The 20,783-nt window shown below is 74.1% G+C and carries 18 protein-coding genes; 12 read left to right on the top strand and 6 right to left on the bottom strand.

Going from position 1 to position 20,783, the window contains the following annotated elements; all coding sequences use genetic code 11:
• Positions 1-60 precede the first annotated feature (60 nt).
• Both AC6EXY_RS19385 and AC6EXY_RS19390 read left to right on the top strand, forming a co-directional pair.
• Positions 61-798 (top strand): tyrosine-protein phosphatase, encoded by a 738-nt coding sequence (locus AC6EXY_RS19385; RefSeq protein WP_423748101.1) that lies wholly within the window; start codon positions 61-63, stop codon positions 796-798.
• Between the two features lie 28 nt (positions 799-826).
• Positions 827-1,351: a lytic transglycosylase domain-containing protein gene (locus tag AC6EXY_RS19390; protein ID WP_101832581.1), complete on the top strand. Its 525-nt coding sequence runs from the start codon at positions 827-829 to the stop codon at positions 1,349-1,351.
• A gap of 34 nt (positions 1,352-1,385) precedes the next feature.
• Here the strand turns inward: AC6EXY_RS19390 and AC6EXY_RS19395 are convergent, their stop codons facing one another.
• The gene (locus AC6EXY_RS19395; RefSeq protein ID WP_207770357.1) at positions 1,386-1,592 is read right to left on the bottom strand and encodes an RNA-binding S4 domain-containing protein; all 207 of its coding nucleotides are present in this window, start codon (positions 1,590-1,592) and stop codon (positions 1,386-1,388) included.
• 111 nt (positions 1,593-1,703) lie between these two features.
• On the opposite strand from AC6EXY_RS19395, the gene AC6EXY_RS19400 reads away from it, so the two are divergent.
• The 6 genes from AC6EXY_RS19400 (at position 1,704) to AC6EXY_RS19425 (ending at position 8,827) form a co-directional block, all read left to right on the top strand.
• Positions 1,704-3,323, top strand: coding sequence for a PucR family transcriptional regulator (locus AC6EXY_RS19400; protein ID WP_499817689.1), 1,620 nt, complete (start codon positions 1,704-1,706; stop codon positions 3,321-3,323).
• A gap of 216 nt (positions 3,324-3,539) precedes the next feature.
• Positions 3,540-4,553, top strand: coding sequence for an ACP S-malonyltransferase (locus tag AC6EXY_RS19405; protein WP_101832583.1), 1,014 nt, complete (start codon positions 3,540-3,542; stop codon positions 4,551-4,553).
• Positions 4,550-5,494: a beta-ketoacyl-ACP synthase III gene (locus AC6EXY_RS19410; RefSeq protein ID WP_101832584.1), complete on the top strand. Its 945-nt coding sequence runs from the start codon at positions 4,550-4,552 to the stop codon at positions 5,492-5,494. Before AC6EXY_RS19405 ends, AC6EXY_RS19410 begins: the two co-directional genes overlap by 4 nt.
• 109 nt (positions 5,495-5,603) lie before the next feature.
• Positions 5,604-5,849, top strand: a complete 246-nt coding sequence (locus tag AC6EXY_RS19415) for an acyl carrier protein (protein ID WP_101832585.1) — start codon at positions 5,604-5,606, stop codon at positions 5,847-5,849.
• Complete coding sequence (gene fabF, locus AC6EXY_RS19420) at positions 5,846-7,072, top strand: beta-ketoacyl-ACP synthase II (protein WP_101832586.1); 1,227 nt, start codon at positions 5,846-5,848, stop codon at positions 7,070-7,072. The genes AC6EXY_RS19415 and fabF overlap by 4 nt, the downstream gene beginning before the upstream one ends.
• A 351-nt stretch (positions 7,073-7,423) precedes the next feature.
• Positions 7,424-8,827, top strand: a complete 1,404-nt coding sequence (locus AC6EXY_RS19425; RefSeq protein WP_101832587.1) for an acyl-CoA carboxylase subunit beta — start codon at positions 7,424-7,426, stop codon at positions 8,825-8,827.
• 113 nt (positions 8,828-8,940) lie between these two features.
• Here AC6EXY_RS19425 and AC6EXY_RS19430 read toward each other — a convergent pair whose 3' ends face one another.
• Positions 8,941-9,408 carry a DUF222 domain-containing protein gene (locus AC6EXY_RS19430; RefSeq protein ID WP_101832649.1) on the bottom strand — a complete coding sequence of 156 codons (468 nt, stop codon included), beginning with the start codon at positions 9,406-9,408 and terminating at the stop codon, positions 8,941-8,943.
• A 191-nt stretch (positions 9,409-9,599) separates the two neighbouring features.
• On the opposite strand from AC6EXY_RS19430, the gene AC6EXY_RS19435 reads away from it, so the two are divergent.
• Complete coding sequence (locus AC6EXY_RS19435; protein WP_207770358.1) at positions 9,600-10,934, top strand: MFS transporter; 1,335 nt, start codon at positions 9,600-9,602, stop codon at positions 10,932-10,934.
• Between the two features lie 228 nt (positions 10,935-11,162).
• Here AC6EXY_RS19435 and AC6EXY_RS19440 read toward each other — a convergent pair whose 3' ends face one another.
• Together AC6EXY_RS19440 and AC6EXY_RS19445 are read right to left on the bottom strand one after the other, a co-directional pair.
• On the bottom strand, positions 11,163-13,754 hold the full coding sequence (locus AC6EXY_RS19440) for an AAA family ATPase (protein ID WP_243407670.1): 2,592 nt from the start codon (positions 13,752-13,754) through the stop codon (positions 11,163-11,165).
• Between the two features lie 2 nt (positions 13,755-13,756).
• Positions 13,757-14,410 (bottom strand): hypothetical protein, encoded by a 654-nt coding sequence (locus tag AC6EXY_RS19445; protein ID WP_101832652.1) that lies wholly within the window; start codon positions 14,408-14,410, stop codon positions 13,757-13,759.
• A 665-nt stretch (positions 14,411-15,075) separates the two neighbouring features.
• On the opposite strand from AC6EXY_RS19445, the gene AC6EXY_RS19450 reads away from it, so the two are divergent.
• Positions 15,076-15,498, top strand: coding sequence for a hypothetical protein (locus AC6EXY_RS19450; protein WP_101832588.1), 423 nt, complete (start codon positions 15,076-15,078; stop codon positions 15,496-15,498).
• On the opposite strand, the gene AC6EXY_RS19455 is transcribed toward AC6EXY_RS19450, so the two are convergent.
• Entirely contained in the window at positions 15,462-16,625 is a 1,164-nt protein-coding gene (locus AC6EXY_RS19455) for a DUF6457 domain-containing protein (RefSeq protein WP_243407672.1), read from the bottom strand. The genes AC6EXY_RS19450 and AC6EXY_RS19455 overlap by 37 nt on opposite strands.
• Positions 16,622-17,608, bottom strand: a complete 987-nt coding sequence (gene moaA / locus AC6EXY_RS19460; protein ID WP_101832589.1) for a GTP 3',8-cyclase MoaA — start codon at positions 17,606-17,608, stop codon at positions 16,622-16,624. The genes AC6EXY_RS19455 and moaA overlap by 4 nt, the downstream gene beginning before the upstream one ends.
• 292 nt (positions 17,609-17,900) lie before the next feature.
• Between moaA and AC6EXY_RS19465 the strand changes: the two genes are divergently transcribed.
• Positions 17,901-18,770 carry an ROK family protein gene (locus tag AC6EXY_RS19465; protein ID WP_101832590.1) on the top strand — a complete coding sequence of 290 codons (870 nt, stop codon included), beginning with the start codon at positions 17,901-17,903 and terminating at the stop codon, positions 18,768-18,770.
• Between the two features lie 245 nt (positions 18,771-19,015).
• Entirely contained in the window at positions 19,016-20,668 is a 1,653-nt protein-coding gene (gene sepH / locus AC6EXY_RS19470; protein WP_499842383.1) for a septation protein SepH, read from the top strand.
• Positions 20,669-20,783 lie beyond the last annotated feature (115 nt).

The raw sequence follows: 20,783 nt of genomic DNA on the forward strand, positions 1-20,783 counted from the left end.
TCGGCCTGTGGTGGGCGGGTCCGCGACCGTAGGATCTGACCCGTGGATCGCTGGCTCACCATGACGGGTTGTGACAACGTTCGCGATCTCGGCGGCCTGCCCACGGCCGACGGCTCGCTCACCCGATACGGCGTCTTCCTGCGCGCCGACTCGGTGCAGACCGCCACGGAGGACGACGTCATCCTGCTGCGGGATACCTACGGCCTGCGCACGGTCATCGATCTGCGGGCCAAGGAGGAGGCGTTGCGGGAGGGCCGCGGCCCCCTGGAGTTCGAGGCCATCGCCTACCACCACCTGTCGTTCCTGCCGGGCGAGTGGGTGATGCCGGACGATCCGCGTTACCCCGCGATCGTCCGCGACCAGGATTCCGCCGACCGCGTCGAGCACTACCTGAACTACCTGCGCCGGGCCGAGGACGCCGTCGCCCAGGCGCTGCGCGTGCTGGCCCATCCGGCCGCGGGCCCCGCGCTGTTCCACTGCGCGGCCGGCAAGGACCGCACCGGTGTGCTCGCCGCGATGATCCTCAGCATCGCCGAGGTCGACCGCGCCGCGATCATCGACGACTACACCCGGACCAACGAGCGGATCGAACGGGTCAACTCCCGGCTCGCCGACCGCCCGTCCTACAACCGCTCGGCGGTCCCGCTGACCCCCGGCCAGCTCAGCTGCCGGCCGGAGGTCATGAGCGGCTTCCTCGAAGGCGTCGACGCCGAGTGGGGCGGCGCCGCGGCCTGGGCGCGCCAGGCCGGCGTCAGCGACGGCGACCTGCGGGCACTGCGCTCAGCACTCGTCGGCTAGGCCGGCCTGGGGGAGGGACGGTAGGCCGATGATCCGGCGGGTGCCCGCGCGGCCGGTCGCGGCCGCCCTGCTCGCGCTCGCCCTGGCCGCCGGCTGCGGGATCCTGCAGCGCCCCCACCATGTGCCGGACGAGCTGATCCCGCTGTTCCAGGCCGCCGCCACCGCCTACGGGACCCTCACCGCCGCCCAGCTCGCCGCGCAGGCCCGGGTGGAGAGCAAGTTCAACCCGAAGGCGGTGTCGCGTGCCGGCGCCCGCGGGATCATGCAGTTCCTGCCGTCCACCTGGGCGGATTTCGGCGTCGACGGCAACCATGACGGCGTCGCCGATCCGATGGACCCGCGCGACGCCATCCCGGCCGCCGCGGCCTACGAGGCGAAGCTCGCCCAGCTCGTCGCCCACCTGCCCGGCGACCGCGTGTCGCTGATCCTCGCCGCCTACAACGCCGGGCCGGACGCGGTGCGCGCCGCCGGCGGCATCCCCGACATCGGCGAGACCCGGCGGTACGTGGCGAAGGTGCACGACTGGGCGGCCACGTTCTCCGACCAGCTCTGACTGGCGCCGACCAGCCCTCACCAGTGCGGCGCCGTCACCCGACCCGCAGCTGCTCGCCCGGAACCTGCACCTCGTCACCCGGCACGAGCTGGCGTCCGCGGCGGTTCTCCACGTCACCGTTGACCCGCACCATGCCGCCCGTCAGCAGCCCCTTGACGTCCGATCCCGCCTCGACGACGTCGGCGAGCTTGAGGAACTGGCCCAGCCGGATCGCGTCACCCTGGATGCTCACCTCTCGCATCCCCTCAGCATCGCCCCTGCCACCGGCGAGATGTGCAGGGCCTCCCGCCCGCCCGGGGCCGCGCGCCGACGACCCATCCCTCAATCTCCGTCCCCGGCCCGTGCCTGAGGCATGCTGGCGGACGTGGCAGGTAACCCCTCGGAACCGGTGGACGGCCCCCGGCAGCCGGCCGCCGGTGCGCAACCGGTGTCAGAGCAGGCACCGGAGCCGGCGCCAGGGCGGGCACCGTCCGCGCGCCGGGAGGCCGCGGATCGGGAGGAGACGCCCGACGGGGACAGCCCGGCCGCCCGGCGGCGACGGGTAGCCCGCGGCCGGGCCACGCACCGGGGGGTGCGCACGCCCGCGCTGGGCACCGCCGCCCCTGGCCAGCTGCCGCCCACCGACGACTTCCCGGACCAGCGCATCCCGAAGCTCGACAACACCGGCGGGACGAGCGAGGAGGTCGTGCGCCGGGTCGAACTGTCCAGCGGGATGCTGGCCTCCCGCGCGGCGGCCCGGATGGTGGAGGTTCTGCCGTGGTTCCCCACCATGTCGGCGAGCCATCGGGCCGGGATCCAGCTGGTGGTGCAGGCCGGCATCTCCTCGTTCGTCGAGTGGTGCCGGCGGCCGGAGCACGCGCGGGAGCTGTCGGAGGACGTCTTCCGGGTGGCGCCGCGCGAGCTCGTGCGGGCGGTGACCTTCCGGCGCCTGGTCGATCTGGTCCGGGTCGCGGTGGAGGCGATCGAGGCCGAGGTGCCCAACCTGGCCGGACCGGATCAGGAGCAGCACCTGCTCGCGGACGTGCTGCGCTACTCCCGCGACATCGCGTTCGCCGGCGCCGTCGTGTACGCGCGCGCCGCCGAGGAGCGCGGCGCCTGGGATGCCCGGCTGGAGGCACTGGTCGTCGACCACGTGGTGCGCGGCGAGGTCGACCGGGCGCTGCCGTCCCGGGCGGCGGCGGTGGGCTGGCGCAATCCACCCGCCGTCACGGTGATCGTCGGGCGCGCCGGCAGCGACGCGCCGGAGGTCGTGGTCGACGAGGCGCACCGGCTGGCCCGCATCGCCGGCCTGGAGGTGCTCGCCGGCGTGCACCACGACCGACTGGTGATGGTCGTTGGCGGCAACTTCGCGCTCTCGGGGGAGGACATCGGCCGCCCCGACGACGCCACCCCGGCAGCCGCGACCGCTGCCGCCGGCGGCGACGACGAGGGCCGCTCGGCCGCCGCGCCCGCCGACGACCGCCGTGGTGCCGGGCCGGGTGAGGTGCGCACCTCCCTGGACGCGGCCCGCGCGCTGATGCCGGCCTGCGGGCCGGGCCCGGTGGTCGTCGGCCCCGTGGTCCCCGATCTGACCGGCGCGCCGCGCGCCGCCCGCATCGCGCTCGCGGCGACCGACGTGGTGGCCGCCTGGCCGGCGGCTCCCCGCCCGGTCCGCGCCCGGGCCCTGCTGGCAGAGCTGGCGCTGGCCGGCGACGCCGACGCCCGCCGGGCGCTGGTCCAAGAGGTGTACGTGCCCCTTCGGGACGCCGGCACCCCGCTGTTGGAGACCGCCGGGGCGTACCTTGATTTCGGCTCGTCGCTGGAGGCGACCGCCCGGGCGCTGTATCTGCACACGAACACCGTGCGCTACCGCCTCCGCAAGGCCGCCGAGGTCTGCGGGCTCGATCCGGCGGACCACCGGGAGCGCTTCATCCTCCATGTGGCGCTCGTCCTCGGACGGCTGGACGGTACGTTATCTACAGGTAAATCTTGATCGACTTTATCGCTCCGAAGTCGCTCAACCCCGATGCGAGACCGGTCACATCCAGCGACTTCGCTGGCCAGTCAGTCGAATTCCGGTCGATACGCACAGCAGGAACAAACACACGGTGACCAAGGATCGGTTTGTAGGCCACCTACAACTCCGGGTCGACACATCGGTGAGTGGCCGCCAGCGACAGGGAGACCTCCCGAAGGGTTAGGTAGTCACGTGCTCGCGATCCTCGCACCCGGCCAGGGTGCCCAGACGCCCGGACAGCTTCGCGCATGGCGCGCTCTCCCCGGGGCCGAGGACAGGCTGCGCTGGTTCTCCGCCGCGGCCGGCATCGACCTGTTGGACGTCGGCTGCGAGGCGCCCGCCGAGACGATCCGGGACACGGCGATCGCCCAGCCCCTGATCGTGGCAAGCGGTCTGATCGCCGCCGAGCAGCTCGGGCTGCCGGTGACCGCACCCGTCGGGACCGCGTCTCTCGTCCTGGCCGGGCACAGCGTCGGGGAGATCACCGCCGCGGTGCTCACCGGCGTGCTGTCCGCCGAGGAGGCCCTGGTCCTGGTGGCGCTGCGGGGCCGCGCGATGGCCGACGCCTCGGCGCGGGCCGCGACCGGGATGACCGCGCTGCTCGGCGGGGACGCCGAGGCCGTGGCCGCCCGACTGGCCGAACTCGACCTGACCGCGGCGAACCGCAACGGCGCCGGCCAGATCGTCGCCGCCGGCACCGCGGCGGATCTCGCCCGGCTCGCGGCGGAACCGCCGGCCGGCGTCCGGCTGCGGCCGCTGTCCGTCGCCGGTGCCTTCCACACCCACCACATGGCTCCCGCCCGCGACGCGCTGGCGGCCGTCGCCGGCGGCATCCGCCCGGCCGCGCCGCTGGTGACCACGCTGTCGAACGCCGACGGCGCCCGGATCGACGAGCCGGCCGAGCTCCTGCGCCGGCTGGTCGCCCAGGTCGCCGCGCCGGTGCGCTGGGACCTGTGTCTCGCGACGCTGCGGGAGCTCGGCGTCAGCGCGGTCATCGAGCTACCGCCGGCCGGCACCCTCGCCGGTATCGCCCGCCGCGAGCTGCCCGGCACCAAGATCCTCCCGGTCAAGAGCCCGGACGACCTGCCCGCCGCCCGGGAGCTGATCGCCGAGCACCTCGACGCCGAGGTCCTGCGCCGTCCACCGGCCGGGCCGGCCCAGCGAAGGCCGGCCGATGACGAGACCCTCGTCGGGGCCCAGGCATGAGCGCCACGGGTGCGAGGCTCCTCGGCCTCGGCGTCTACCGCCCAGCGCGGGTCGTGACCAACGACGAGATCGCGCAGCGAGTCGACACGTCGGACGAGTGGATCCGGTCCCGCACCGGCATCGCGACGCGGCGGATCGCCGACGACGAGGAGACCACCGTCGCCATGGGCACGGTGGCCGCGGAGAAGGCACTCGCCTCCGCGGGCCTGACGGCCGACGCGATGGACCTGGTGATCAGCGCCACGTGCACGTCGCCGTCGCAGATCCCCGGGGCCGGGCCGCAGATCGCCCACCGGGTCGGCGCTGGCCGGGCCGGGGCGTTCGACCTCAACGGCGCCTGCGCCGGCTTCAGCTACGCGGTCTCGGTGGCCGCCGACATGGTGCGCGCCGGCAGCGTGCGGCACGTCCTGGTGGTGGCCAGCGAACGACTCTCCGACTACACCGACTGGGACGATCGCGGTACCTGCATCCTGCTCGCCGACGGCGCGGGAGCGACCGTGGTGGGCCCCGCGGAGACCGACGAGATCGGGCCGGCTGTCTGGGGCCACGACGGCTCGCGGCCGGAGGTCATCCGCGTGGCCGGCTATGGCGACAACATGTTCCGCATGGAGGGCCAGGCCGTCTTCCGGTGGGCCATCTCCCTGGTGCCGATGGTGCGGCAGATCTGCGAGCGGGCCGGCGTGGCGCCGGCGGAGCTCGCGGGTATCGTTCCGCACCAGGCCAACCTGCGGATCGTCGAGGCACTCGCCACGGGCATCGGCGCCACGAACGCCGTCATCGCCCGTGACGTCGTCGACTCGGGCAACACCTCCGCCGCGAGTATTCCGCTGGGACTCGCCCGGCTGGTCGACGCCGGCGAGATCCGCCGCGGCGACCCCGTGCTGCTGTTCGGCTTCGGCGCCGGGCTGACCTACTGCGGTCAGGTCGTGCGCTGCCCGTGACCATCTCTCCCCTGCCCCCGGTGCCAGCATCCCGGCGAAGGCCCACCGCGGTCGCCTGACCGCGCGCGGCATCCCCATCACCCGCTCAGCTCCCACAGGAGGAAGCACAGTGTCCCAGGACATCCTCGCCGGTCTCGCCGCCATCCTCGAAGAGGTCGCGGGCGTCGACCCGGCTGACGTCACCGCCGAGAAGACCTTCATCGACGACCTGGACGTGGACTCGCTGTCCATGGTCGAGGTGGTCGTCGCGGCCGAGGAGAAGTTCTCGGTCAAGATCCCGGACGACGACGTGAAGTCGCTCAAGACCGTCGGCGACGCGGTGTCGTACATCCAGCGGGCAGGCGTGGCCGCGTGACCACGACCCCCAGGCAGGTTGTCGTCACCGGCCTCGGGGCAATCACTCCCCTCGGTGGCGATGTCGCCACGACGTGGGAGGGGCTGCTCTCCGGCCGCTCCGGCGTTCGGCGGATCACCGAGGACTGGATCGAGCAACTCCCGGTTCACATCGCCGCTCCCCTCGCGGTCGAGCCCCCGCTCGGCCGCGTGGAGGCCCGGACCCTCGACCGCAGCCAGCAGATGGCACTGGTCGCCGCGCGGGAGGCATGGGCGGACGCCGGCTCGCCCGAGGTCGACCAGGAACGCCTCGCGGCCTGTGTGGCGTCCGGGATCGGCGGGGTGATCACCCTTCTCACCCAGCACGACGTGCTGCGGGAGAAGGGCCCCCGGCGGGTCTCGCCGCACCTGGTGCCCATGCTCATGCCCAACGGCCCGGCGAGCACCGTGGGCCTGGCGTTCGGCGCGAAGGCCGGCGTGCACGCGCCGGTGAGCGCCTGCGCCTCCGGTTCGGAGGCGATCGCCCTCGCGCTGGACATCATCCGCGCCGGCCGCGCCGACGTGGTGATCGCCGGCGGCACCGAGGCGGCCATCGCAGCACTTCCGATCGCCGGTTTCGCGCAGATGCAGGCGCTGTCCCGCCGCAACGACACGCCGGAGACGGCCTCCCGCCCGTTCGACAAGGCGCGCGACGGCTTCGTGCTCGGCGAGGGCGCGGCGATCCTGGTCCTCGAGGCCGCCGAGCACGCCGCCGCCCGCGGCGCGCGGGTGCACGGCGTGCTGGCCGGCGCCGGAATCAGCTCGGACGCCTACCACGTCGCCGCGCCCGACCCGAGCGGCGCCGGCGCGGCGCGGGCCGTACGAGCGGCCCTGCGCTCCGCCTCCCTGGAGGCGACGGACATCATCCACATCAATGCCCACGCCACCTCGACGCCGGCGGGGGACCTGGCGGAGGCGGTGGCACTGCGCGACGCGCTCGGCGACCACCTCGACGAGGTCGTGGTGACGTCGACGAAGTCGATGACCGGCCACCTGCTCGGTGCCGCCGGTGCGCTGGAGGCCGTGGCCAGCATCCTCGCGCTGCGCGGGCGCGTCGTCCCGGCTACCCGCAACCTCGACGCGCTCGACGACGAGATCGCGCTCGATGTCGCGGTGGTCGACAACCGCACGATCGGCACGGGCGCGGCCCTGTCGAACTCGTTCGGGTTCGGCGGCCACGACGTGTGCCTGGCCTTCACCTCCTGACGGCCCAGGCGGCCGGGCGGCGCACGCCGCCCGGCACCAGCCCCGACCCGGCCCACCGGCCGGACACCGGCTGCGCACGACACCGGTACGGGTGGCACCCGGACGCACCCGCGCCAATCGGCACCATGGCACTACAAGTGCTGTACACCACAGCAGTGAACCGCTAGGAACGTCACCAACACACCGCCGTGACGCCGGCCGCCCCACCGCCGCCACGGCCGCGCCCGCAACCATGGCGGGTGCCCGTGGTCGCCGGACCGGGTCGCGGTCGGAAGTCGGCGCGCCCCCTCGGGGGACGCGTACAAACCCCCGCCGATCCAGTCCGACGCCGTTCAGGCAAGGAGACGCACGGTGAGTCTGTCCACACTCGACCGAGTCGACCCGCGCACGCCCGAGGCTCGGCTCGCCCGGTTCTTCGACAACGACACCCTGTCCCTGTTCGCCGCTGCCGACACGTCCGGGGTCGTCGCAGGTCAGGGCCTCGTCGACGGCAACGAGGTCGTCGCCTTCGCGACCGATCCGACCATCCAGGGCGGCGCGATGGGGCGCGACGGCTGCGCCCGCATCGTCCACGCCATCGAGTCGGCCGTCCGGCTGGGCTGCCCGGTGGTCGGCATCTGGCACTCCGGTGGGGCTCGCCTGCAGGAAGGTGTCGCCTCGCTCGACGGAGTCGGCCGGATCTTCGCCGCGACTGTGCGCGCCTCCGGCCGCGTCCCCCAGCTCTCGCTGGTCCTCGGTGCCGCCGCCGGCGGTGCCGCCTACGGCCCGGCGCTGACCGACATCGTCATCATGGGCCCCGAGGCGAAGGTCTTCGTGACCGGCCCGGACGTGGTTCGCTCGGTCACCGGCGAGGAGTGCACCGCCGACAGCCTCGGCGGCCCCGAGGTGCACTCCAAGCGCAGCGGCGTCGTGCACGTGACGTGCGACTCCGAGGACGCCGCGATGGAGCGGACCCGGGCGATCACGGTGCTGCTCGCCGACCAGCGCGACATCGGCCAGGTCGCCAGCCGCGAGCTCGCCGAACTGCTGCCGGAGAACCCGCGGCGCGCCTACGACGTGCGCCCGCTGGTGAACGCCGTCCTCGACGAGGAGGGCATCGAGCTGCACCCGAAGTGGGCGCCGAACATCGTCACGTCGCTCGGCCGCCTCGGCGGGCGCACCGTCGGCGTCGTCGCGAACAACCCGCTGCGGCGCGGCGGCTGCCTCGACGCGACCTCCGCGGAGAAGGCGTCCCGCTTCGTGCGCATGTGCGACTCGTTCGGCGTGCCGCTCGTCGTCCTGGTGGACGTGCCCGGCTACCTGCCTGGCGTCGGCCAGGAGTGGGAGGGCGTCGTGCGCCGCGGAGCGAAGCTGCTCTACGCGTTCGCGGAGTGCAGCGTCCCGCGGGTGACCGTGGTGACCCGCAAGGCGTACGGCGGCGCGTACATCGCGATGAACGCCAGCTCGCTGGGCGCCACCGCCGTCTTCGCCTGGCCGACCGCGCAGGTCGCCGTCATGGGCGCGGAGGCGGCCGTCGGCATCCTGCACCGCCGCAAGCTCGCCGAGGTGCCGGCACAGCGCCGGCCCAGCGTCCTCGCGGAGCTGACCGAGGAGCACATCCGCACCGTCGGCGGCATCGACCGTGCGGTGGAGCTCGGCGTGGTCGACGCCGTCGTCACCCCAGCCGCGACCCGCGCCGCCGTCGCCTCGGCGCTCGCCGGCGCGCTCGCCGAGGCCCGCCCGCACAAGAACGTCCACGGCAACATCCCGCTGTAGCCGCAACCACCGACCCGCCGCCCGGGCGGCCTTCCACAGCCCCGCGCGCCCCCTGACCCCGGGGCGCGGCCGGGAGCCCGCCCGGGCCGGTCGCGGCGCGGCGACGGACCGCCTCACTCGCCCGCCAGCTGCAGCCAGGTGCGCACGACGTTGCCCATCTGCCGCGGGTTCATCCACACTGCGGCACGGGCGAAGATCGGGTCGGCGCGCAGCGCGACCTCGCGCCGCTGCGGCGTGGCCGCGGGCGCGATGGCCCGCAGGTGCTCGAAGCTGATGTTCCCGGCGCGGAAGGCCGCGCCGGAGGCGGGCAGCGCCCGCGCCGCCCGTGCCACCACGAGCGCGGTGGCCGTCGTGGGATGCACCAGCCGGCATTCCCGGCGCAGCCAGGCGGCCGCCGAGCGCGCGCCGTCGAGCCGCCACAGCTCGCGGCGGTCGAACTCGGCGAGCAGCCGGCTCCACAGCGCGTCGGTGGCGTCCACCAGGCGGCGGACCTCGACGACCATCAATGCGACTTCCGCGTCGGGCAGCTCGTCGACATCGGGCGCGACGACCCCCGCCAGCAACGACTCGACATCGATCACGATCAGCTCCTCCCGCACCGATGCGCCGTACCGGGGCGACACATGAATCGAACACCAGTTCGGATACTAGATCACGTGAAGCCCGCTGCCAACCCGCGGCTCGCCTGCGTGACCGTCCATGCTCAACGTCATCCTTAGCAAGGCGAAATAACAGTCCGCCTCCATGCGTTCCACGTGATGGAGGTGCATGCATGACCCTGCAGGCGGACGAAGCGACCCCGGTTCCCCGGACCGATACGACACCGCCGTCACCACCGACCGCCGCCGCGCCCGTCCTCATCCCCGAACCCGCCCCGGTCGCCGTCGGCGGATCCACGACCCCCCGGCCCGCACCGGGCGACGGCACGTTCGCCGCCCTGCGGATCCGCAACTTCCGCCTGTTCCTCAGCGGCCAGATCGTGTCGCTGTGCGGCACCTGGATGCAGACAATCGCGCTGGGGTGGCTCGTCCTGTCGCTCGGCGCGTCCGGCACGGCCCTCGGCCTGGTGACGGCCGCCCAGTTCCTCCCGGTGCTGCTTTTCGGCCCGTACGGTGGCCTGATCGCCGACCGGACCGACCGGCGCCAGCTGCTGATGATCACTCAGACCGGCTCCGGGCTCGCCGCCCTCGCGCTCGGCGTGCTGGACCTGACCGGCACCGCGCGGCTGTGGATGGTGGCGGTGACCGCCGCGCTCATCGGCCTGTGCAACGCCGTGGACAACCCGGCTCGGCAGAGCTTCGTCCAGGAGATGGTCGGCTCGGACGTTCTGCCCAACGCGATCACGCTGAACTCGGTGACGGTGAACGCGGCCCGCATCGTCGGCCCCGCCCTCGCCGGCCTGCTCATCCTCGCCGTCGGCACGGCGGGGTGCTTCCTGCTCAACGCGGCGTCGTTCGGCGCGGTGCTGATCGCCCTGCGCCGCATCGACACCGCCGCCCTGCACGCGCGGCCGATGACCCGGCGGGCACCCGGCCAGCTGCGAGAGGGCCTCCGCTACGTCTGGCGGACCCCGGCGCTGCGCGTTCCGCTGCTCATGATGCTGGTGATCGGGGCGCTGTCCTACGAGTTCCAGGTCGTGTTGCCGCTGGTCGCCCGGCACACCTTCGGGGGCACGGCGACGACCTACAGCATGCTCACGTCGGCCATGGGCGCCGGCGCGGTGGCGGGCGGGCTGCTGGTGGCGCGGCGCCGGCGCTTCGGGGTGCGCCCGCTCGGGGTGATCGCCGCCGGATTCGGCATCGTGCTGCTGGCCGCGGCCGCGGCGCCGACGCTGCCGCTGGAGATCGCGATGCTGGTGCTGGTCGGCGCGGCGAGCGTCGCGTTCATCTCCACCGGAAACGCGACCGTCCAGCTCGCCGCCGACCCGGCCATGCGCGGACGGGTGATGGCCCTGTGGTCGGTCGCGTTCCTCGGCACGACGCCGGTCGGCGGGCCCATCGCCGGCTGGGTCGCCCAGACCTTCGGGGCCCGTGCCGGCCTCATGCTCGCCGCCGGCGCCGCCCTCGCCGCGGCGGCCTACGCCCTGAGCCCCCGCCGGTCCGCCTAGCCCGCCCGTCCAACCGGTTTCGGCTCCGGGCCAGGCCGCATCGGGAGTTGCGATCTGTCCAGCCGCGTTCGTGAGACTCTGTCCACCCCCACGTGCCCGCCTGTCACCCGCGCCGCCCGAGTGCCGTGGGGGTCACCTGACTGGCGACACGAGCCGCCGTGACGTGGCCAGAACGCTGCCACGACCCCCGCGGCAACCGACTGCGAAGATCACAACTCGAGACACGACCTAGTCGTCCGGCTGTTCCGGGGAGGAGGGCGCGGTCGTCTCGCGGGTCGAGGACGCGCTGGCCGTGGATGCCCCGGCCGGCGGGGTGCCCGCGGCCGGCTCCCTCGCCGCGACGCGGCCGAGATCGGGCAGAGTGTGCAGCTGGCGGACCTGGCCTCGATGGGCCCGCATGGCCTCCGTGTGAAAGCGTTCCGCCAGCGGGAGGAAGTCGGGCTCGTAGTAGCGGCTGCCATCCAGGGTGGGCCCGCTGGTGCCCTCCATGATGGCCTCGACGTCCTCACCTGTGATCGTCTTGTGGGTCTCCAGGGCGTGCGTGAGCGCGAGGATCTCCCGGCGGTTGGCGGTCAGCACGGCCTCGGTGCGCTCGTACAGCTCCCGCAGCTTCGCCTCGATCTGCTCCCCGAAGGGGCGGTCGGAGTCGAGGGACAGGTTGCCCATCTGCTGCTCGAGCAGAAACAGCCGGGATGCCAGCGTCTCGCCGATCGCCGCCGACGACATGTAGTTCGCGACGAGTATCGTCGCGCTGCGCAGGTCGCCGCCGACGCCGACGGTGTTGTCGCCCTCGAAGAACATCCGTTCGCCGACGAGCGAGGCCAGCGAGACCATCACCTGGATCTCGATCTCCGACTTCCACATGAACATGCTGTCCTCGACCGCGACGTGGGCCACGAACCCGCCAACGCCACCGCGCCGCTCGATGGTGGCCAGGTCGATCATCCGGCCGCGCTGCATCCGATAGGCGACCACGGCATGGCAGGCCTCGTGCAGGGCGATGCTGTGCCGCTCCCGCTCGATGTGCTCATGGTCGTCCGGCAGGCCGTACTCCTTGATCACCCGTGCGCGCAGCATGTCCTTCCAGGTGATGATCTCCCGATCGTCCTTGACGGCCTGGACGAGCGCCTCGTTGACGGTGTCCTTGATGGTCGCGCCGGTCGCCTCCGGGCTCATCACCGCCAGCCGGTCGATCTGGTCCGGGGTCAGCTCGTGACGCACCTTCGCGAGATAACCCTCGAAGGTGCGGATACGGCCCTGCTTGCTGGGATAGCCCACCTTGTACTGACGGTCGATGCGACCCGGCCGCAGCAGCGCCTCGTCCAGCGACTGCGGCATGTTCGTCGCCATCATCACCAGGATCCGGTACTTGGGCGGCGGCTTCGGCCGCATGCCCAGCGTGCGGCGCACCACCCGGTTGAGGAAGCCGCGCGGCTTCTTCAACCCGGACATCTCGGTCAGCAGGGCCTGCAGGGTGCCATCGAACCCGGCACCGCCACCACCGCCGACGACGAACTGCTCGCGCGCCTGCCCCCGGAGGATCTCCGTGCGTGCCGCCTCGCTGAGGTAGGACATGCCGTTGCAAGGGTCGTCCGCCTCGGCGAATCCGTTGCCGGCGAAGCCACTCCTGGCGATGCCACGGCCGCCGATCCCACTGCCGCCGGCGCCGCTGGCGCCAGCCCCACTGCCGCCAGCCCCACTGCCGCCGAGGCCGTTGCCGAAACCGCCCCCGAGCGCGCCGCGGCTGCCCAGCGTGTCCGCCTCGTCGAAAAAGACGATCACGCCGCCGTACCGCAGCGCGAGCTTACGCAGCTTGCGGAACAACGACTTCACCTTGAGGATGCCGACGCCGATGAACATCGCCGAGAAAGCACCCGGATCGACGAAGACGAATGGTTTGCCCGTCTCGCCGGCGACCGCCTCGGCGATCAGCGTCTTGCCGGTCCCGGGCGGGCCCCACAGCAGGATGCCGCCGGGCACATAGCCGCCCCGGCTCTCGATCTCCTCCGGGCGCTCCAGGTAGAAGACGTTCTCCTTCACCCGGCTGACAACGTGGTCCTGACCCCAGACGTCGGCGAAACGGGTGGTGATGTCCTCGGGAAAGTACGTGTCGACGCCGCCCTTGGACAGGAACCAGAACATCACCACGAACTGACCGACGACGAGCACCATCAGCAGCACGATCTGCAGCACCACCGGGACGGCCCGCCACAGGTCGCTCGGCACCTGCACCAGCGCGTCGAACACGGAGGTGTGCGACAGCCGGGCGTAGACGAACAGCGCGAGCGCCAGCCCGACGATCCACTTGGCGGCGCGGCTGAGCCGATACCGGTTCCAGTCGTTCAGGCGCAGGATCCGCCGCTCCGCCCGGCCGAACACCCGGTCGGTCCAGAACACGTGGTAGCCCGACCAGCGCTCGCCGACGAACATGTGCAGCTGGCGAACCACCTCCAGGCCCAGCAGCACGAGCACCCAGGCGCTCTTGCGGGACTGGATGCGCAGGGCGTCGGACCACGTCATCAGCGGATCGCCGGAGACGTCCGCGGCCACCACGAACAGGAACACCGCACCGAGCAGGAGCAGGAACTTCGCCCGGTCCCACAGCGGCTGCGGCCGGCGGCGCGGGCGGGCGTCACCGCCGCCGCGTCGCGGCGGTGACGCGGTCCGCGTCGCAGTGGAATCCGAAGCCGGACCGGTGCCGGGGGCCGGGCCGCCGCCACTGCCCCGGCCGCCGCCACTGCCCTGGCCGCCGCCGGAACCGGTGTCCCCCATCGGGTCGAGGCCGTCGGCCATCCCGTCCGCGTGGTTCATCAGGCCCATCCCTACTGCCCTCGGTCGGTCGGCTCGATGGTGAAGGACCGCGCCACATCGCCAATCTGCTGCCCGTGCTGGGCGTAACACAGCGACGAGCACGCGAGAATGAGCTGATACAGGACTGTCTGCGAGGTATCGAGCAGGCTGGTCTGGTCGATGGTGACCAGCCCGGCATCGGTCCGCACCTGGTAGACGAGGTGGACGCCGTGCACGCCGTCCTTCTTGCGCAGCGTCTCGTCCATCAGCAGCAGGAAGTTCGGAGCCAGGCGGGCGCCATACGGGTTTTCCCGCACGGCCTTCTCCTGGGCGGCCGCCGCGTCGTCCACGGACAGCACGAAGTTGCGCAGGTCGTTCGTGGAGACCGCGTTCGCCTCCTCGGGGAGCAGGTGGCGGACCTGCACGAACCCCTTGGGCTGGGGCGCGTCCGGCACGAGCAGGCGGGTGTCGTCGAAGCGCGTGCCCGCGTCGATGCCGACGACCCATTCCCGCGACATCAGCCCCTGCAGCATCTCGGGGCTGACGGTGCGGGCGTCGATCCCGAACAGCGCCGGGCCGGGCATCTCCCGGTGATTCCAGTCATTCGGAACCCGCAGGAAGGCGCCGTCCTTCTTGTTCGTCACATATTCGTAACTGGGCGAGCCGCAGCCGCCCGCCAGAAGCATCACCGCCACTACGCTGAGCAGCAGCAGGGTGCCCGGAACGGACCTTCGGCGCGGACGGATCGTCCGACGTCGAGCCTCCACGGCAAACCTCCAGCCTCGCGAGGTCGAACACATGGTGCGGCGTCGGGCCATGGTCCATCGCATTCCTGAAAAGTGTGGCCCAGATGGCGGCCCGCATGCACAACCTTCACCGGAAAGAGTGAGGCTCCGTACCCTCCGTTGTCGGCCACCGACAGGTCGCCGGTCGTCCGGTAACGCACTGCCAGATCCCGCATCCGAGCGCCGTACGACCAGCCCGCGCCCACCGAGCCGGATCTCCGCACCGATACCCACGACGGAGACCGCCGAACCCGGCCCGGCATCGCCCGCCCGCTCTCACCCCTCGCGGGCGAGCACCCCGCTCCCCACACGACCCCACGCATCACCCACGACCCCGCCCCGCCTCACGAACCGACGGCGCCGTCCGTCCCTGATCCCGCGGCGACCTCGATCCGTCGCGACCTCGATCGTCGCGGACGAAACGATCGGACGCACCACCGCCGCGGCCCACCGACCACACCAGGACACGAGCCAGGTCTGTACGCAGGCGCGCAGGGGACCCGGGACGATCACCCGCGGACAACGTCACGCCCGGAGATGTGCCCCCCGTGGGGCACACTGTCGGTATGGCGCACTATCGGCGGGGTCGCAAGGTTCCGGCGCTACGCCCCGGACGCCGTCACTTCGTCGGCGCCATCACGGTGGTCGCGGTCTTCTCGCTGGTCGGGCTCACGGCGTGGAACCCGATCGCGGCACTGCCCGCACTCGGAGTGATCGTCGTGCTCGGGGTGGTCGACTGGGCGATCGTGACCGCCTCCCCCGGTGCGGACGACCTGCCCTCGGGCCCCGCCGCCTTCACCGGCGACGAGCCGGAGTGGGATGGCGGGCTCGACACCCCGACCCAGGTGCTGCCCCGGCTCACCTTCGGCTACGCCCGCGCCAGCGGTCAGGACGAGGCCTACGACGAGCCGGACCAGGACGCGGTGCGCACGATGGCGATCGACATGCGCGGCTACCTCGACGAGGCCGGGCCCGGCCGGATGGGCTGATCGCGGCGGGCGAGCAGGCCGCGCACGGCATCCGCCGCCGCGCGCACGGCCGCCGGGTCCCCGCCGGCGCCGAGACCCACCAGGAACGCGGTCAGCGGCGCCGCGGGCCGGGCCACCCCGTGGGCGACCTCGCGGGTGAGATCGAGCAGGTCGGTCACGTCGAGGGCGGACGAGTCCAGACCCAGCTCGGCGCAGACCTCGGCGACCCAGCGGTCGAGCACACCGCCGGGCCCCGCCGGCGCACCGGACGCGGAAGCCGGATCGGGGCCCATCGGCGCCGACGGACGATCAACGGGCGGGTCAGCGGCGGAGGGCACCGTCCCATCGTGCGCCATCGCCACGCCACGCGACGCCGTCCCGGCAGGCGGGCCCGGCGCGTCACGTGACCCGATCGCATCCCTCACCGACGCCGCGACGTGCGCGGCGGGCCACGGCGCGCCGACCCACCGGCGCGCCCGCTCCACGTCCCCGGGCTCGTCGCAGTCCAGGATGGCCCGGGCATCCGCCGGGACCTCGGCCACCGCCCTGCCGTCGAACAGCAGCCGCACCGGCTGCCCGGTCGGTTCGGCGGGCAGGGCCGCGCGCAGCCGAGACGTGCGCCAGAGCGCGGCGAGATACTGACGGCGGCCGCTCGGGTCGACGAGGACGGCGACCTCGATCGCCGGGCGCGCGGCGGCCGCGAGCAGCGCGTCGATCTCCTGGCGGCCCAGAAATGGCAGGTCGGCAGCGAGCACGGCGACATACGCGGTGCTCACCGCGTCCAGCCCGGCGGCGATCGCCGCGACCGGGCCGCCGCCGGGCGGATCCTCCTGCCGCCACCACACCACACCGGTTCCGGCCGCGTCGGCACCACGCGTGTCAGCACCTCTCGCGGCCACGGCGCCGACGCCTGCGTCCGCGCCTGCGTCCGCGCCTGCGCCCGTGCCTGCGGGCAGCGCGCGCCGCGGGCCGACGACCACTCGCCGCTCGGCTCCAGCCGTCGCCGCGAGCACCCGTTCCAGCAGGGTGACGCCACCCACCACGACAGCGGGCTTGTCCTGCCCGCCGAGCCGGCGGGCCGCGCCGCCCGCCAGCACCAGGGCACTCCAGCGCGGGTGTCCGGCCGCCGGGTCGGGCCGGCCGGTCATCCGCCGATCGCCGACATTGGCCGCCGCGGCTGGCGGAACGCCGGATCGTCGATGCCGTGCCCGGCGCGTTTGCCCCACATCGCCGTCCGCCACAGCTCGGCGATCCGCTCGTCACCGGCGCCGGCGCGCAGGGCCGCGCGCAGGTCGCTCTCCTCGCGGGCGAACAGGCAGGTCCGCACCTGGCCGTCGGCGGTCAGCCGGACCCGGTCGCACGCCGCGCAGAACGGTGCCGACACGGAGCCGATCACACCGACCCGGCCCGGGCCGCCGTCGACCTCGAACAGCTCGGCCGGCGCGCTGCCCCGCCCGGGCACCGCTCGCAGGGCGAACTCGGCCCGCAGCGCGGCGAGGATCTCCGGGGCGGACACCATCGACGAGCGCTGCCAGCCGTGCTGGGCGTCCAGCGGCATCTGCTCGATGAACCGCAGCTCGTAGCCCTCGCCGAGCGCCCACCGCAGCAGCCGGGGCGCCTCGTCGTCGTTGACGTCCCGCAGGAGCACGGCATTGACCTTGACCGGCACCAGCCCGCTGGCGGCGGCGGCCCGCAGCCCGGCCAGCACATCCCCGAGCCGGTCACGGTGGGTGAGGCGGGCGAACCGCTCGGGGTCCGTCGTGTCCAGCGAGACGTTGACCCGGTCCAGTCCGGCGGCACGCAGGGGCGCGGCCAGCCGGGCGAGCGACAGCCCGTTGGTGGTCAGTGACAGCGCCGGTCGCGGCCGCAGCGCGGCGAGCCGGGCGACCAGTGCCGCGAGACCGGGCCGCAGGGTGGGTTCACCGCCGGTGAGGCGGACCTCGGTGACGCCGAGTGCGCGCACCGCGATGCCGACCAGGCGCACCACCTCGTCGTCCGTCAGCAGCCGTTCCGATGGCAGCCAGGGCAGTCCCTCGGGGGGCATGCAGTAGGAGCAGCGCAGGTTGCAGCGGTCGGTCAGCGACACCCGCAGGTCGGTCGCGACCCGCCCGTAGGTGTCAACCAGACTCACCCTCCAAGCGTATAGAGCCGACCGGCTCCCATCATCCGGGTCCGGAGTCCGCATCCGGGACAGGCTCCCCGGCGGCGGCGTCGCGCGCCGCCGAGCGCCCGCGGGGACGGGTGGGCGCCACCAGGGTCGCCATGCCTGCGAGACTTAGTGCTCGGCGGTCAGGGGACCGGCCCCGGTCGCGCGAGCACGCCGCGGCCACGGAGCCGTGCGCGGACCGCGGGCCGACGGCGCGGGCGCGTGTCCCGGCCCCAACGGCACAGGCGGCTACATCGGCGCGGGGAGGACTTCGGCCATGCAGGTCTTCGGGGTTGACGTCGGAGGAAGCGGCATCAAGGGCGCTCCGGTCAACATCGAGGACGGCTCGCTGGCCGCGCCTCGGCTGCGCATCCCCACCCCGCAGCCGGCCGAGCCGGCCGCCGTCGCCGACACCATCGCCGAGGTGGTGAACCATTTCGGCTGGTCCGGCCCGGTCGGGGTGGCGCTGCCCGCGGTGGTGAAGAACGGGATCGCCCTCACGGCCGCGAACATCGCGCCGTCCTGGATCGGGACGGACACGGTCGCGTTGCTGTCGGCCGCGCTCGGCGCCCCGGGCCCCGCCGTCCCTTCCGTGCCGGTGCCGCCCGCGGCGGCGCCGAGTGCGGCGGACATCACGACCGTCAACGACGCGGACGCGGCCGGTCTCGCCGAGCTGGCCTTCGGTGCCGGTCGCGACGTCGCCGGCCTGGTGGTCATGACGACCTTCGGCACCGGCATCGGCACCGCCCTGTTCCTGCACGGCCAGCTCGTGCCGAACACCGAGCTCGGCCACCTCGAGGTGCACGGACACGACGCCGAGACGAAGGCGTCCGACGCCGCCCGGGAGCGCGAGGACCTGTCCTGGGACAAGTGGGCCAAGCGGGTGTCGCGCTACCTCGGCACGCTGGAGGCCCTGCTCTGGCCGGACCTGATCATCATCGGCGGCGGCGTCAGCAGGAAGGCCGACAAGTTCCTCGACCAGCTCGAGGTGCGCACCCGGGTGGTGCCCGCCCAGCTGCAGAACGAGGCGGGGATCGTCGGTGCCGCGCTCGCGGGTCTCGGCGACCAGGGCCGGCCCCGCCCGGCCACCCGGGCCGCCCGCCGGCGCGGCCCCGCCACGCGGCCGCCGGGCGGGCGGCGTCCCTAGGACGATCCGGCCTTGCGCGGCCCGACCGGACAGGCCCGACTCGGTCAGACTGCGCGTGTCGTCCGCCGACAGCCACCGGAGCGGCCGCATCGATGGCAGGCTGTCATCTACCGGGACGCACGTACCGAAGGCGGGTTCGGGTGCGTCATGTCAACCTGCCCGCGGGTTCGTCCGCCGGAGCGCGTCACGCGCGTCGCGCGGCACGGCGACGGGCACGGTATGGCTTCGAGAGAACAGGAGGCGCCATGCGTGAGCTGCGGGCGATCGCACTCAGCGAGGACGGCGGCTACCTCGTGCTCGCGGACGCGGCCGGGCGGACCGACGGCGAGCAGTTCCGAGTGCCGGTGGACGACCGGCTCCGGGCCGCCCTGCGCGGGGTGCGCCGCAGCGAGGTGCGCACGGAGAGCGCGCTGACGCCGCGGGAGATCCAGGCCCGGCTGCGGGCCGGGGAGACGGCCGCCGAGGTCGCCCGCGCCGCCGGGATCCCGGTGGAGCGGGTGGAGCGGTACGAGGGCCCGGTTCTGGCCGAGCGCGCCCGCGTCGTCCAGGAGGCCCGTGCCGCGCTGCTGCCCAAGGACCCCGGCGGGGTGCCCGGCCGGCCACTGGGCGAGGTCGTCGACGCGCGCCTGGTCGTCGCCCAGGACAACCCGGCCGCCGCGCAGTGGGACGCCTGGCGCCGCGTGGACGGCATCTGGCTGGTCCAGCTCACCTCCGAGAGCCGTTGCGCCCGCTGGACCTGGGATCCGGTCGTGCGCCGGGTCCGCCCGCACGACGACGCCGCCCGAGCACTCGTCGCTCCGGAGAGCGCCGAACCCGCCGCCGTCCCGGCGCCGCCGGCCATGCCCGCCGCGCTGGCGCCCCCCGCCGGGCGGCCGGCGGGACCGGCGCTGACGCTGGTGCCCGACCAGGCCCCACTGGCCTCTTATCCCCCGGTGACCGCCGCCCCGCCCCCGGCGTTCCCGGACAGGCCGGCCGCGCGCTCCTACCCGCAGCCCGCGGCATTCCCCGGCATTCCCTACCCGGCGGCGAACCAGCCCAGCGGCGCCCCGCCGGCGCGTCCCGGCGTCTTCCGGACGGTGCCCGCGCCGGATCTCGACCCTGCCCACGCGCCGGAGTTCACGCCGGATCATGCACCGCAGCCCGGCCCGGCCCCCACCCCCGCCGCGGCGGGGCTCCCGGTCGAGCCGCCCATGCCCGCCCGTCCTCAGACCACCGTCGGCTCCGCCGTCTTCGGCGGGTCCCCAGCGGTCGGCGGTGCCCTGCCGGGGGCAGGCGCCTCGAGCGGCGCTCCGGGCGACGGCCCGGCCCTCTCCCACCCCGCGTCGCCGCCGGCCCACGGCGGGCAGCCCGGCATCGAGACGCCCGTCGGGCCCGCCCTGTCGCCCGCCATCGGCGGGCAGGCCGCTGTTCCCGGCAGCGCGAGCGCGGACGGCCAGGCGGCCGAGGACGGCGACGACCTCGGCGCCGACGTGGCCGCGGCCTTCGCTGGCGAGGCGGCGGCCTTCGCCGGCGAGGCGGCGGGCGGCACGGGCGACGAGTTCGTGGCCGACCAGACCTGGGCGGCGGATGCGGAGGCGGGCGAACCCGCCGCCCCAGCCGAGTTGGCCCGGCCCGAACCGGCCGAGGTCGCCGCGGCGAACCGTCGACCGGAGCCACAGCCGCCGCGGCGCACGGCCGCGACCCGGGTCAGTGCCCTGCCGCGCAACACCGGCCGGCGCCTCGGCACCAACACCACCGCCGCCCGGCCCGGCGCCGCGGCAACACCCGGTCGCGGCGTCCCCGCCGCCCGGCCCGCGGCCGCCCCGGCGGCATCCGCGGCGTCGGCGGCACCGGCCCGCACGGGCGAGACCCCACGGGCGGCCGTCGCGCCGGCCGGAGATCGGAAGAGCGGCGGGTAGGGGAAGAGTGTCTGCTAGCGTGTAGATGTAGGTGGGGGCGGGGTCGGTGAAAAAAGGGGGGGGGGGGGGGGGGGGGGGGGGGGGGGGGGGGGGGGGGGGGGGGGGGGGGGGGGGG

The organism is Frankia sp. RB5 (assembly GCF_059816245.1).

What these genes read in the sequence shown, in the direction of transcription:
- AC6EXY_RS19385 (WP_423748101.1), top strand. Translation starts at nt 61, where the DNA reads ATGACGGGTTGTGACAACGTTCGCGATCTCGGCGGCCTGCCCACGGCC.
- AC6EXY_RS19390 (WP_101832581.1), top strand. Translation starts at nt 827, where the DNA reads ATGATCCGGCGGGTGCCCGCGCGGCCGGTCGCGGCCGCCCTGCTCGCG.
- AC6EXY_RS19395 (WP_207770357.1), bottom strand. Translation starts at nt 1,592, where the DNA reads ATGCGAGAGGTGAGCATCCAGGGTGACGCGATCCGGCTGGGCCAGTTC.
- AC6EXY_RS19400 (WP_499817689.1), top strand. Translation starts at nt 1,704, where the DNA reads ATGCTGGCGGACGTGGCAGGTAACCCCTCGGAACCGGTGGACGGCCCC.
- AC6EXY_RS19410 (WP_101832584.1), top strand. Translation starts at nt 4,550, where the DNA reads ATGAGCGCCACGGGTGCGAGGCTCCTCGGCCTCGGCGTCTACCGCCCA.
- AC6EXY_RS19435 (WP_207770358.1), top strand. Translation starts at nt 9,600, where the DNA reads ATGACCCTGCAGGCGGACGAAGCGACCCCGGTTCCCCGGACCGATACG.
- AC6EXY_RS19440 (WP_243407670.1), bottom strand. Translation starts at nt 13,754, where the DNA reads ATGGGCCTGATGAACCACGCGGACGGGATGGCCGACGGCCTCGACCCG.
- AC6EXY_RS19445 (WP_101832652.1), bottom strand. Translation starts at nt 14,410, where the DNA reads ATGCTTCTGGCGGGCGGCTGCGGCTCGCCCAGTTACGAATATGTGACG.
- AC6EXY_RS19450 (WP_101832588.1), top strand. Translation starts at nt 15,076, where the DNA reads ATGGCGCACTATCGGCGGGGTCGCAAGGTTCCGGCGCTACGCCCCGGA.
- AC6EXY_RS19455 (WP_243407672.1), bottom strand. Translation starts at nt 16,625, where the DNA reads ATGACCGGCCGGCCCGACCCGGCGGCCGGACACCCGCGCTGGAGTGCC.
- AC6EXY_RS19465 (WP_101832590.1), top strand. Translation starts at nt 17,901, where the DNA reads ATGCAGGTCTTCGGGGTTGACGTCGGAGGAAGCGGCATCAAGGGCGCT.
- sepH (WP_499842383.1), top strand. Translation starts at nt 19,016, where the DNA reads ATGCGTGAGCTGCGGGCGATCGCACTCAGCGAGGACGGCGGCTACCTC.